Below are 12,426 nucleotides of genomic sequence, written 5' to 3' on the forward strand. Positions count from 1 at the left end.
ACCCAGCGCCTTGGGCCAGGCTTGGCTACCGCAACACTGCGTTCGTGGTTATCTTCGCCCTGTCGGACTCGGGGTCTACACCCCTACAGCGATTGCATGCGATACGAGACGGGGGCGTTACTTAAACATCACGAAAGGCCTCCCCCGTGGTACAGGGCGACAGTCTCCCGTTCACGACGGTTGCGGTGTGTTGTGTGTTCTCACCAAAATCATAACTACCAGAGTTACGTATATCCGTCAATGAGTTCGACAGATTCGGTCACCACGCCGACGAAACCGGTTCACATCGACACGAGAGACGAGTTGGACGCCCTCGTTTCCGAACACGACCGCGTCCTCCTCGACATCTACACGAGCGGGTGTGCCATCTGTCAGAGCATCGAACCAGTTCTGGGAACCGTCGCGAAAGTGTCCGACGTGGTCGTCGCGATGCTCAACCCGAAGACCGACATGTCCGTCGCCGACGAGTACACCATCCGAAGCGTTCCGACGCTCCTCCTGTTCGAAGACGGTGAACAGACCGGACGCCTCGACGACGGGTTCCAGGGTGCGCAAGCCATCATCGACTTCGTCGAGAACCCAGAACAGTAAGCGCGCAGCACCGAGACCGTTTTTGACAGCGAGAGAAGAGACCGACGGACAGCGACTGCTCAGGCGTCGTCGTCGGCATCTCGGGTGGCCACGTCTCCCGGTTGGCCGCCCGTGGGCATCACGTTGTCGAGCAAGAAGTACACCGACTCGCGCATCGCCTGTGCCGACTCGGGGCGCGTCCCGGTGACACGGACGTCGAGGCTCCGAAACAAAAACGCCATCAGGTTCTCGGCCATCATCTCGGCGTTCATCTCACGGTAGCGTCCGGCTTTCATCTCCCGCTGGATGAGCGTCGCGAAGGTGTCTATCATGTACGATTCCATCTCTCGGAACTTCTGGCGGTAGTCCTCGTCGTGTATCGTCTGCGTCCGAAGTTCGAAGATGACGCGCTGGAACTGTTCGAGTTCGTCGAGTCCGGGGGGAGTAGCGTGCTCGCCGGTGCACTCCTCCGTCGGGAGGACGTATCCGACGAACTTCCGAATTTCCGCGTCGGCGTCGTCTGCTTCGGGGTCGATAGTGGCGATGTAGAGGTCGATGACGTAGTCGAGGAACGCCAACAGCAGTTCGTCCTTGTTCTCGTAGTGGTAGTACAGGAGCGACGTGCTCTTTTCGAACTCGGTGCCGATGTTCTTTATCGAGAGGTCGGCGTAGCCGTGTTTAGCGAGTGCTCTGAGCGTGGCGTCCATGATTGCCTGCTCTGTCTCGCTTCGTCCAGTGTCGATTCGGTCGTTTTCCATGATGTCTCGCGTGATGGTTGTCAGTCGTCTCGCTGTTCGTCGAGTCGGGTCGTACACCAGTGGCAGAAGTCGAGGTCGGGGTCGACGTCTCGGCCACACTGCGGACACGACACGGCCTCGGACTCGTCGACGACCGCGGGTTCGCTCGGTTCGGCCACCTGCTTCATGCCGAGTACGAACGCGTCGAGGACGCTGACGAGACTCACGGCGAGGACGGGCAAGACGTCGACGAGTGGTGGTATCTCTCCACCGGTCGTCAGCGATTCGACTGACCCTGTCGGGACGAAGAAGACAGTGATGGCGAAGGCGAGTGCGACCCAGAGGGCGGCACGACGCCATCGCCGTAGGTAGAGATGGCCCAGTCCCGTGACGGCGAGACCGAGTATCGCAGCGAGCCACGGGCGAACCTTCGTGAGTCCGGACATAGTTGAATTCGATTGATTCTCGGTCATGAGCGTTCCGTTCGAGGAGTTTCGTGCGGGTGTTCGATGGATGTCGTCGCGTGTGACGTCAACTGTGCGTGTTTCGCGTGCGTCGCGTGTGAGCGCGAACTGGCGAGCGATGCGTTCGAGTGGGCTGGTTTGCGAGCGGTTCGGGCGAAGGGGGGCAGGGGCGAATGCATGTGGAGGTGCGCCAGGGGGACGTGGTGGCCGCAGTAGTCGTCTCGCGTTGCGTCAGGCGTTCCCAGACGACGAGCGTCGGTGGCGTAACGACGAGCGCGGTGAGGTACGAGTAGAAGATACTCAGCGCGGTCACGATACCGAACTGCCCGAGGACGGGCGTGATGGCGATTGCGAGGACGCCGAGGCCGGTCGTCGTGGTGAGCATGCTTCCGGTTAGCGCCCCACCGGTCCCGCCGACAGTCAAGTAGAGTGCCTCGTAGAGGTCGGCACCCTCGTTGTACTCGTCGGCAAACCGGTGGACGACGTGGGCGGAGTAGTCGATACCCAACCCGATGGCGATAGCGAGAATCGTCGCCGTCAGCGCGTTCAGTGGGATACCGAAGTAGCGCATCGACCCCGCGAGGAGTGCGAGCGTGACGATGATGGGAACGAGGTTCACCACACCGAGCGTCCACTGGCCTTCGAGGAGTTGGTAGATGAAGACCAAGAACACCGCCGTCGCGATGAGCGCGACGACGAGGCTCTGGATGGCGGACATGAAGATGGTGTCCGAGACGGCCTTGAACACGACGGTATTCCCGGTTGCGACCCCGCTCATCCGAAGGCGGTCGGCGACTTCCTGTCCGTCGGCGACGATGGCGTCTTGCTCGGCGTCGCCTTCGACGGTGTAGACGATTCGGGTCTTCCGGTAGTCTTCGGTGATGTACGAAGAGGCCTGTCCGGAGACGGGTGACGACAGGAGTTCGTCGTATATCGTGTCGAGGTTGTCGTCGGGGACGCCGTTTCCGTCGGCGTCGTTGCGGGCGACGAGCGCCGCGAACTCGGGGTCTTGCGCGGCGTAACTCTGGATGACCGTGACGATACTCGTCGATTCGGCACGGCGGTCCTCGGTGACGAACGTCTCCGGTGGGTCCTCACCGTTCCGGTGAATCATCTCTAGCGCCGAGTCCTCCCGCAACTGCCCTTCGACGTATATCGTCACGCTGTCACCCTGCGTCGTCTCGAAGTTGTCTTCGAGGAAGTTGAGGTCCTTCGTGACGGTGTAGACACCGGGCTTGAACGGTTCGGGAAGTTGTTGGAGGTACCCGGCTTGTTCTTCGGGTGGCAGGAAGTCCTCCTGCGAGAACGACGTGTCGACGCCCGTCCCGTAGGACCCCGCCACGACAGTCGTCACGAGGACGACGACGAGGAACGCGCGCGGTGCCCGACGACCGATGAAGACACCGACCGAGAGGACGCGGGCGAGGAGGCCACCTTCACTGCCGAGTGGTGCCGAGGCGAACTCGGGGACGTTGTACTTCTCGCGGAGTTGGTCCACGTACAGTTTCGCCGCCGGGAGGAACACCCCGAAGACGAGGAACGTAAACAGGATGCCGACGGCGGCGACGAGACCAAAGTCCTGAATCGGGCCGAGGTCACTCGTGACGTTCGCGAGGAACCCGAGGACCGTCGTTCCGGTGACGATGAAGAACGCGACGGAGAGTTGTTTGACCGCCGTTCGCATCGAGGGCACGGGCGCGACGTCCTTGATTCGCTCTTCGCGGTAGCGGTTGACCGCGTGCAGACCGAAGTCGATACCGACCGCGAGTAAGAGCGGTGGCACCGCGATGAGCATCTGACTGAACGGGATGTCTGCGAGTCCCATGAACCCGAACGTCCAGATAATCGCCAAGCCGAGCGAGATGACCCCGAGCAGCAGGTCGATGGGGTCACGGTAGGCGATGACGAGGAACCCGAAGATGAGGAGCACTGCCGCAGGAACGACGAGCAACAGCGAGTCGGCGATGACGTTGCCCAACTCGCTGGAGATGATGCCGCTCCCGAAGACGGTGATGTCGCTCTCTGCGACGGAGGTCATCGTCTGAATCTCGAGTTGGATGTCCGTCATCGGACTCGTCCCCGAGGTTCCGGCGCTCGACGAGAGACCGGGGACTTCGTGGCTGACGACGCCGATGGTCGAGGAGGCCTCGACCGACTCGCGGTTGAAGTCGTTACTTAGGAGCGAGGCGACGTTGGGGTTCGCCGTCGCTTCCTTCGCCGCGGCACGTACCTCGGCGGGCGACGACGATTCGAGGACGGCAATCTGTTCGTCGAGTGTCGTCGCCGACGGGTCGAGCGTCTGGGCGACAGTCGAAGCGACGCTCGACGCCGACGTGGCGCGGAGACTCGGGCGGTCCATGATGCGCTCTTGGAGGCGCAACATGTCCAGCATCGCCGACTTCGAGAGGACGTTCGAATCTTGTTGGATGAGTTGGGTACTTCCGGAACTCGTCTCGAACGCGGGGGAGAACTCGCGGTTGACGTCGTCGAGTGCCTCCTGTGCCGGCGAGTTGTCGGTGAACTGTGAGGTACCGGCGTCGGTCGAGATATTCCCGAGGCCGGCCCCGAAGACGAGCGTCGCCACGAAGAACAGGGCGATGACTCTGCCGGGGTGGGCAGTGATGTACCCACCGAGGCGGTCGACGTACACTTCGTAGTCAATCATTGTGAGGGAGAGGTGGGGCGATTACCGGCGGTACCAGAGGAAGCCAACGATGCCGAGGCCGACGACGAGGACGGCACCGACGAGTGGCATCGAGATACCACCGCCGCCCGCCGATTCAGTCACCTCGACTGCCACAGGGTACGAGTCGGAGAGTTTGCGCTCACCGTCCTCGTTTTCGTACTCGAAGTCGATGTCGAACGAGTAGGTCTTCGGACTCGCCGACGCGCTAGCGGAGAGTTCGAGGGGAACCTCGGTGGACTCGCCGGGTTCGAGTTCCTGGATGAACGCCGTGTCGTCACCGAGGGTCAGTGGACTGTCGGCAAAGGCCTTCGCGTCGATGTTCCGGTACGTCTCGTCACCGTTGTTGGTCACGACGAGCGTGATGGTCTCGGAACTCCCCGCTTCGAGCGACCCGTTTTTCGCCTCCACGCCGAAGAGGTTCTGCTTGGGTTTCACCTCGGCGTTCATCAGTAACGCCTTCGACTGCTGGGTGTCGCCGTCGGGGTTGCGGTACTCGACGGTGTAACTGAGTTGTCGCTGGCCCGCGTCTGCCGAGTCGGTCACTTCGACCGAGAACGAGAAGTCGGCGGACTCGCCGACGTCGAGCGTCCCGAGTGCGTACTCGGTCTCTTTGATGTTCGTGTTGGGGGACTTCGAGGAGACGACGACGACGGCGTCACGGGCGGTCTGCGGGCCATCGTTCGTGATGGTGCCGCTGACCGTCGCTTCGCGCCCGACGCGGAGCGTCGAATCGCTCGATTCGAGCGAGAACGACTGTTCTGCGAGCGGCGTCACACCGGTCGCCCGGTTCTTGGACTGCTGGGGGACTCCATCGTCGTCTTCGTAGTTCACGACGGCCGAGAGGGCGTACTGCTGGACTGCCGCAGAGGGTGCGACGGACGTCTCGTACTCGAGTTCGCGCGTCTCGTCGACGCCCCATTCACCGGCGTATCTGGTCGCACTCGCTGCCTGTCCGAACGTGACCTCGGAGTTCTGTGACGTCAGTGCGACAGAGGAGTCGTAGGCCGTCTCGGAACCGACGTTCCGCATGGTGACCGTCGTCGTTCCGCTTCCGCCGACCTGTGCGGTGGTCTCGACGGAGACGATTTCGAAGCGCGGCGCTTCTTCGATGACGACGGTGACGGGTATCTCGACTGTCTTGTCTTCTTCGTTCTGCACGTCTCCGTCGTCACGGACGGATTCGTCGTGTTCGAACTTGGCGACGAGCGTCATGTCGTAAGTGCCGGGCGAGGCGTTCTCCTTGACCGACGTGGAGAACGTCGCCTCGCGCTGCGTCGCGTGCGGGATGTCGCCGACCGGAAGCGTCGCGGTGTTCACCTCGACCGGTGCGTCACCGGACTCGAGGGTGAGTCGGACGTTCCGGGCGGACCGGACCTGCGCTTCGAGTTTCGCGCGTTGTTGGTCCGAGAGCGACGCCGAACTCTCCGACGAAGTGAACTGTCGGTATTCGGTGTCGCCGCCGTAGTTCGTGACGACGACGTTCAGGGCCGTCTCTTGCCCGGGGACGAGTTTGTTGCTCGGCGCGTATGCTTGGAGATTCGGTTCACCGACGATGCCGGCCATCGCTGGACTCGGGATAGCGACCAGGACGACCAGTAAGACGACGAGTAGTCGTGAGAATTTCATGGAGTGGGGAACGGTGGTGAGTCGAGTAGGGTGTTCGGAGGTGGTTGGTTGGCGTTCGGGTGAGATACGGGGTGGGTGTGTTGGTTGTTGGGTGGGGTGGGTAGACCACCGACGCACGCTCACGTCGGGTCGTCCCGACTGACTGAACGTACAATCAACACCGGGTTCTGAGGAGCGAATAGATATAAATTGAACGAAACTTCAAAAAACTAGCCAGAGATTTACTCGTCGGACCCTGCCTGCTTCGTGTCGGATTGCGGCGTCACAGACCCTTTCGGGACGACGAGGACCGGAACAGACGCCCGGCGAACGACGCGCCGCGCGACGCTCGTCGCAGTGTGTCGGTCGAGCGAGCGAGATGCGTCGGTGGGGACGACGACGAGGTCGGCACCGACTTCGTCGACGAAGTCGAGCAACTCGGCCGCCGGAACGCCGGTTCGAACGGTCGCGTCGGATTCGACTGCCGCGCGTGCGGCCTCGACGGCGATGTCCTTGACGAGTCCGCGTGCCTCGTCTTCGAGTGCGCGACGTAACCCCGGCGCATCGCTGAAACGGTTGTCGACGATGGCGAGTGGGTCGAGTTTGGCACCAGTGGCGCTTGCAACGTCGATTGCCCGCGTCGCGGCGGCACGGCCGACGGGTGAGTCGTCGACGAGGAGTGCAATCGTCTCGTACGACGGTGTCGCGTCTGCTTCGGCCGGGACGACGAGCGTCACCGTCGGCGAGTCGTCGAGAACGCGTTCGGTGACGGACCCGACGAGAAACCGGCCGAGTCCGGTGCGTCCGTGTCGGCCGACGACGAGGACGTCTGCGTCGCGTCCGGCCTCGACGACGACTCTCGCTGGCGACCCGTCGACGACTGCCGTCGTCGTGGGAACGTCGGTCACGAGGGCTTTCCGCGTGACTGCTGCCACGGCCTCTTCGGCTTCGACGGCCGTTCTCGCGCGGACCGAGTCAGCGACTCTAGAGAGTGTCCCGTCGGGCGCACCCGCGGCGGAGACGACGTGCAGTCCGGCGTCGAAGGTGTCGGCGAGGTAGAGTGCGTGGTCCGCCGCGCGCACGGCGTTGTCGCTCCCGTCGGTGGCGAGGACCAGTCGCTCGACAGTCGGTGTCATGAGTGCTGATACGTCGGCCGCCGAGAAAAGTCCGCCCGCCGCTCAGACGCCGATGTACTCTTCGTTGATGACCCAGTCGCCGTCGCCGTCGCGGACGAGGTACTCGCCGTAGTAGGGTACGCGGTTCTCGACGACTGCTTCGAACGTCTCGCGTATCTCGTCGCGCGTCATCTCGCCCATCGGGCGCAGGTCGTCGTTGCGGTTCAGACAGCCTTTGAGGTAGCCTCTGTGCGTCACGCGCACGCGATGGCAGTTCGCACAGAATTCGGGGTTCTCGACGGGGTCGACGATTTCGACCATCCCTTTGCCGACGTAGTAGCGGCGGCGGTGGTGCATGTCGCGTACCTCGACTTCGTCGGCGAGGTCGGTCAACCACCGATGGACACGCTCGATGTCGATGTTCCAGTCCGGGCGGCCGGTGAGTTCGGGCATGTACTGGATGAGTTGGAGTTGGAGGCCTTCGTTCTCGGCGACGTACTCGACCATCTCTTCGACGTACCCGGCCGTCTTCGTGAACACGACCATGTTGAGTTTGACGGGGGTAAGCCCGGCCTCGACGGCGGCTTTGACGCCCTCCATCACCTTGTCGTACGCGCCGGATTTGGTGATTTGGGCGAACGCCTCGGGGTCGAGAGCGTCCTGCGAGACGTTCACGCGGTCGAGACCCGCCGCGACGAGGTCGTCGGCGCGGTCACCGAGGAACGTCCCGTTGGTCGTCAAAGACGTCTCCATCGAGTCCGGCGTCCGGCGGATAATCTCTTCGAGGTCTGCGCGGAGCATCGGTTCGCCGCCGGTGAACTTCACCTTGCGGACGCCGTACTCCTCGACGACGTCGAGGAATCGAATCACGTCGTCGGCACTCATCTCCTCGTCGGAGGCGTCCATCGGCCCGCGCGTATCGCCCAACCCCTCGTTGTGGCAGTAGACGCAGTCGAAGTTACATCGGTCTGTCAGAGAGATACGGACTCCGGTTACCTCGCGCCCGAAGTCGTCGACCAGCACCATGTGTCGAACTCTGGCAGTGTACGTTGATAAATTCGCTGTCGATTGTGACCACGACGTAATCGGTATTGGTTACCACTTACCAAAATTCGAAAACGTTCGCGTCCACCGCGTGGAAGGTGTCCGAGATTGTGCGACCACACCTTACAAAACCCTTATCGGCCACACCGCCGGATGAACCGACATGAACGAATCCGACGTACGCGACCTCTTGCGTGCGGTCGAGGACCCCGACCTCGGAGACGATATCGTCTCGCTCGGACTGGTGAACGCCATCGACGTCGACGGCGACACCGCCCGCATCTCGCTCGCACTCGGGGCACCGTACTCCCCGACGGAGTCCGACATCGGTCGCCAGATTCGAGAGATTCTCGCCGACGAGGGCCTCGAAGCGGACCTCACGGCCAAGATTCCGAGTGACCGCGCGCCCGACGAGGAAGAAGTCCTCCCGGGCGTCAAGAACATCATCGCCGTCGCCTCCGGGAAAGGTGGCGTCGGCAAGTCCACCGTCGCGGTCAACCTCGCCGCCGGCCTGTCGAAACTCGGCGCGCGCGTCGGCCTGTTCGACGCCGACATCTACGGGCCGAACGTCCCGCGGATGGTCGCCGCCGAAGAGGCACCGCAGGCGACGCAGGACCAGACCATCATCCCGCCCGAGAAGTACGGGATGAAACTCATGTCGATGGCGTTCCTCGTCGGCGAAGACGACCCGGTCATCTGGCGCGGCCCGATGGTCCACCAACTGCTCACCCAACTCGTCGACGACGTGCAGTGGGGCAGTCTCGACTACCTCGTTCTCGACCTGCCGCCGGGCACAGGCGACACGCAACTGACCATCCTCCAGACGCTCCCGCTCACCGGCGCGGTCATCGTCACGACGCCGCAGAACGTCGCCCTCGACGACGCCAACAAGGGACTTCGCATGTTCGGCAAGCACGACACGAACGTCCTCGGCATCGTCGAGAACATGAGCACGTTCCGGTGTCCGGACTGTGGCAACAGCCACGATATCTTCGGCGCGGGTGGCGGGCGCGAGTTCGCCGCGTCGAACGACCTGCCGTTCCTCGGCGCACTCCCACTCGACCCGGCGGTGCGCGAAGGCGGCGACGGCGGGAAACCCATCGTCCTCGAAGACGACAGCGAGACGGCCGACGCCTTCCGCGTGATGACCGAGAACGTCGCAGACATGACCGGCATCATCCAGCGCCGGAGGGTCAGCGAGCAATGAGCGACGGCGGACAGCCGGCCACCGAACAGGCCCCAGACGAGGGTGAAGACCCAAACGAGGTAGATTGGGAGATGGCCCCCGACTCGGACGCCGAGTTCCCCGCGGACCCAGAGAAGATGGCGTTCCTCCGCGAAATCGCCGACGACGTGTACGGCGACTCGTCGGAGAGTCGGCAGGTGTCGGCCATCCTCTACCGCGTGAGCGACCTCTACGACCCCGACGGCGACACCTCGCCCGAGGAGATTTACCTCAACGTCCGCCACATCATGGACATCAAGGCCCAAGGCGGCCTCGACCGGTAAGTCGCGTCTCTCTCCTTCGGACACTCCTTCCGCGTTCACTTTCACTCGCGCTAGACACTCTCTTCGCACGTCAACACACCACTTGGGTTCTGAGCCGCCGCAAGCTGACAATTTCACTTTCACTCTGCATCCATGGCTCGCACTTTACACGTCACACGACGACGTACGAACCGAGATGGGAACTGACACGCCGTCGGCGTGTCCGCGACTCGAACCGGGGGTGACACTCCTCAGGCGTCCCCGAGAGGGCCGCCACGCGCTCCACCGACTGGTGACCGCCGAACTCACCCGGCGGAGCGGAAGCGCCTACTGGGTCGACTCGCGGAACGACGCCGTCACGCACGCGCTCTACGAACACGCACAGTCCAGACGGACGCTCCGTGGTCTCCGAATCGCCCGCGCCTTTACCGCCTACCAGCACCACGAACTCGTCTCGTCGCTTCCGGGGCGCGTCTCGTCGCGAACGGCGCTCGTCGTCGTCCCCCAATTACCGGCGCTTTACCGCGACCCGGACGTGCCCGACGGCGAGGCGCGGACGTTGTTCGACTCGGCGACGACCATCCTCGACGCACTCGCCGAATCACTGTCCATTCCGGTACTCGTGACGGCACGCGAGGGCACCGACGACCAGTTTACCGACGCACTCGTCGAGACTGCGGACCGGACCGTCGAGTGTCGCGACACCCGTGAGGGTGTAGCGTTCACCGGCGAGGACGTGCAGACGCTGGTGTATCACCACCGGGGCTACTGGCAGACGACGATTCCGTACTGGGTCGAACTGCTCGGTGTCGCGCCGGAAGAAGACCTCTCACACGTCGGTCCGACCACCGTTCCGACGCTCGACGCAGTCGCAGCGGAGGGGTGGTGATGGGCCGGACGAATCCCACCTATCGGGACGCGCTTCGACGCTACCGCGAGTCGTGGTCACCGTACCGCCGTGCGCTCCGTGCGGATGCGAAAGCCGACTTCGACCGGTTGTTCGAACGCGCGCACGAGCACGCCGCCGCCGCGGGCCACGCGAACCCCGCCGACCCGCATCGTGCAGTCGTCCTCTCGATGCTCCTCTCGCAGGAGCGCGAACTGCGACGCCTCCGTGAGCACGTGGGGACAGAGACGGATACCAGCCCAGAGACCGTCACAGACGCCAGCGACGACACGGGCGAGTAACCGTGTTCGCGGTCGATTTCGACGGCGACGACGTCGTCGAGTGGCACCTCACCGACGACGGTGCCGACTCGCGCCGCGTGACCGACTACACCCCGGAGCTGTACGTCTCCGGGCCGGAATCGGTCCTCGCCGACCTCTGTCGGCGTCTCCGCGCCGACCCCGCCGTCGCATCGGTCGGCTACGAGCGACTGTACCCCCGCCTCGACTCGCGCGAGCGAACCGAGGTGCTCCGCGTCGCTCTCGTCCCCCCGCGAGGTGTCCGCCGACTCGCTCGTCGCCTCCGTGACGACTTGCTCGGCCGGGTCTCACCCGGTGCCGTCCGCTTCTACAACGTGGACCTCTCGCCGGGGTTTCGGTACTGCGTGCAGACCGAGACTGCCCCGGTCCCATCTCGTCGTCCCCGGACACTTCGGCTCTCGGTACCGCAGAAGTCGCTCGCCGACAGCGACCTTGCGACGCTCTCTATCGCCGGCGAACGGGTCGGTGGCGACGAACGCGACGTCGTAGAAGCGGTCGGCGAGACACTCGTCGAACAGGACCCGGACGTGCTCGTCGTGAACTCGGCACGACTCTTGCCACTCCTTCGTGACCGCGCCGCACAGTTCGAACTCGACTGTCCACTCAGTCGCGACCCAAATCGTGGTCTCGAACGACTCGCCGGGCAGAACACCGTCGTGAGTTACGGGACGGTCCGGCACTCGCCGGCGAGATACGCCGTCCCGGGGCGGGCTATCGTCGACACCGGGAACAGTTTCCTGTGGGCGGAGTCGCGCCTCGACGGTCTGTGCTACCTCGTGGAACGCTCGTGGAAACCACTGCAAGAGGCGTCGTGGGCGAGCATCGGAAACGTCCTGACGGCGATGCAGGTGCGCGAAGCGATGGCTCGCGACGTACTCGTCCCGTGGAACAAGCGCCGACCGGAGACGTTCAAATCCGTCGAGACACTCCACGCCGCCGACCGCGGTGGGTTCACCTTCGACCCGATAGTCGGTCTCCACGAGGACGTGGTCGAACTCGACTTCGCCTCGTTGTACCCGCGCATCATCTGCGAGTGGAACATCTCGCCGGATACGCTCGGGTGCGACTGTCACGCCGGACGTGCCGACATCCCGGAACTCGACTACACCATCTGCGACCGTCGCGGATTCCTCCCCGACGTGCTCGAACCGCTGCTCGGCGACAGACGACGACTCAAACGCGAGGTCCGCGAGGCCGAGAGCGCGGGCGACGAGTCTGCCGCTGCCTCGGCGCGGGCGAAATCGGGTGCCATCAAGTGGGTCCTCGTCTCGTGTTTCGGCTACCAGGGCTACCGGAACGCGAAGTTCGGCCGCATCGAGTGCCACGAGGCAATCAACGCCGTCGCCCGCGACCTGCTCTTGCGGGCTAAAGAAGCGGCCGAAGACGGCGGGTGGCGTGTCGTCCACGGGATCGTCGACAGTCTGTGGCTCGCGCAGGCTTGCGAGGACCCGAAACCGCCTGCGGACCTCGCGGCGACGGTGACCGACGACTGTGGTATCCCGCTCGAAGTC

12 protein-coding genes are annotated in these 12,426 nt (G+C 63.8%); 6 read left to right on the top strand and 6 right to left on the bottom strand.

Annotated elements, in window-relative coordinates:
- Positions 1–240: 240 nt before the first annotated feature.
- Entirely contained in the window at positions 241–591 is a 351-nt protein-coding gene (locus AUR66_RS09175) for a thioredoxin family protein (RefSeq protein ID WP_058572144.1), read from the top strand.
- A 59-nt stretch (positions 592–650) separates the two neighbouring features.
- Here AUR66_RS09175 and AUR66_RS09180 read toward each other — a convergent pair whose 3' ends face one another.
- The 6 genes from AUR66_RS09180 to moaA form a co-directional block, all read right to left on the bottom strand.
- Complete coding sequence (locus AUR66_RS09180) at positions 651–1,328, bottom strand: TetR/AcrR family transcriptional regulator (RefSeq protein ID WP_058572145.1); 678 nt, start codon at positions 1,326–1,328, stop codon at positions 651–653.
- A 20-nt stretch (positions 1,329–1,348) separates the two neighbouring features.
- Positions 1,349–1,753, bottom strand: coding sequence for a zinc ribbon domain-containing protein (locus AUR66_RS09185; protein ID WP_058572146.1), 405 nt, complete (start codon positions 1,751–1,753; stop codon positions 1,349–1,351).
- 85 nt (positions 1,754–1,838) lie between these two features.
- Entirely contained in the window at positions 1,839–4,436 is a 2,598-nt protein-coding gene (locus tag AUR66_RS09190; protein WP_082682161.1) for an efflux RND transporter permease subunit, read from the bottom strand.
- 21 nt (positions 4,437–4,457) lie between these two features.
- On the bottom strand, positions 4,458–6,083 hold the full coding sequence (locus AUR66_RS09195; RefSeq protein ID WP_058572147.1) for a COG1361 S-layer family protein: 1,626 nt from the start codon (positions 6,081–6,083) through the stop codon (positions 4,458–4,460).
- A 221-nt stretch (positions 6,084–6,304) separates the two neighbouring features.
- The gene (locus AUR66_RS09200) at positions 6,305–7,198 is read right to left on the bottom strand and encodes a universal stress protein (RefSeq protein ID WP_058572148.1); all 894 of its coding nucleotides are present in this window, start codon (positions 7,196–7,198) and stop codon (positions 6,305–6,307) included.
- Between the two features lie 42 nt (positions 7,199–7,240).
- Complete coding sequence (gene moaA, locus AUR66_RS09205) at positions 7,241–8,203, bottom strand: GTP 3',8-cyclase MoaA (protein ID WP_058572149.1); 963 nt, start codon at positions 8,201–8,203, stop codon at positions 7,241–7,243.
- A gap of 181 nt (positions 8,204–8,384) precedes the next feature.
- On the opposite strand from moaA, the gene AUR66_RS09210 reads away from it, so the two are divergent.
- From AUR66_RS09210 to AUR66_RS09230, 5 genes are all read left to right on the top strand, one after another.
- Entirely contained in the window at positions 8,385–9,428 is a 1,044-nt protein-coding gene (locus AUR66_RS09210) for an Mrp/NBP35 family ATP-binding protein (RefSeq protein ID WP_058572150.1), read from the top strand.
- Complete coding sequence (locus AUR66_RS09215; protein ID WP_058572151.1) at positions 9,425–9,730, top strand: hypothetical protein; 306 nt, start codon at positions 9,425–9,427, stop codon at positions 9,728–9,730. The genes AUR66_RS09210 and AUR66_RS09215 overlap by 4 nt, the downstream gene beginning before the upstream one ends.
- A gap of 175 nt (positions 9,731–9,905) precedes the next feature.
- Positions 9,906–10,598: a hypothetical protein gene (locus tag AUR66_RS09220; RefSeq protein ID WP_058572152.1), complete on the top strand. Its 693-nt coding sequence runs from the start codon at positions 9,906–9,908 to the stop codon at positions 10,596–10,598.
- Entirely contained in the window at positions 10,598–10,897 is a 300-nt protein-coding gene (locus tag AUR66_RS09225) for a hypothetical protein (protein ID WP_197409717.1), read from the top strand. Before AUR66_RS09220 ends, AUR66_RS09225 begins: the two co-directional genes overlap by 1 nt.
- Before the next feature lie 2 nt (positions 10,898–10,899).
- Positions 10,900–12,426: DNA polymerase domain-containing protein (locus AUR66_RS09230; protein ID WP_058572153.1), on the top strand; the 1,527-nt coding region annotated here is incomplete at its 3' end.

This window comes from Haloferax profundi (assembly GCF_001469865.1).
GTDB classification, from domain to species: domain Archaea; phylum Halobacteriota; class Halobacteria; order Halobacteriales; family Haloferacaceae; genus Haloferax; species Haloferax profundi.

Coding starts and splice junctions, on each gene's coding strand:
- AUR66_RS09225 (WP_197409717.1), top strand. CDS start 10,598: ATGGGCCGGACGAATCCCACCTATCGGGACGCGCTTCGACGCTACCGC.
- AUR66_RS09175 (WP_058572144.1), top strand. CDS start 241: ATGAGTTCGACAGATTCGGTCACCACGCCGACGAAACCGGTTCACATC.
- AUR66_RS09180 (WP_058572145.1), bottom strand. CDS start 1,328: ATGGAAAACGACCGAATCGACACTGGACGAAGCGAGACAGAGCAGGCA.
- moaA (WP_058572149.1), bottom strand. CDS start 8,203: ATGGTGCTGGTCGACGACTTCGGGCGCGAGGTAACCGGAGTCCGTATC.
- AUR66_RS09215 (WP_058572151.1), top strand. CDS start 9,425: ATGAGCGACGGCGGACAGCCGGCCACCGAACAGGCCCCAGACGAGGGT.
- AUR66_RS09210 (WP_058572150.1), top strand. CDS start 8,385: ATGAACGAATCCGACGTACGCGACCTCTTGCGTGCGGTCGAGGACCCC.
- AUR66_RS09195 (WP_058572147.1), bottom strand. CDS start 6,083: ATGAAATTCTCACGACTACTCGTCGTCTTACTGGTCGTCCTGGTCGCT.
- AUR66_RS09190 (WP_082682161.1), bottom strand. CDS start 4,436: ATGATTGACTACGAAGTGTACGTCGACCGCCTCGGTGGGTACATCACT.
- AUR66_RS09200 (WP_058572148.1), bottom strand. CDS start 7,198: ATGACACCGACTGTCGAGCGACTGGTCCTCGCCACCGACGGGAGCGAC.
- AUR66_RS09185 (WP_058572146.1), bottom strand. CDS start 1,753: ATGTCCGGACTCACGAAGGTTCGCCCGTGGCTCGCTGCGATACTCGGT.
- AUR66_RS09220 (WP_058572152.1), top strand. CDS start 9,906: ATGGGAACTGACACGCCGTCGGCGTGTCCGCGACTCGAACCGGGGGTG.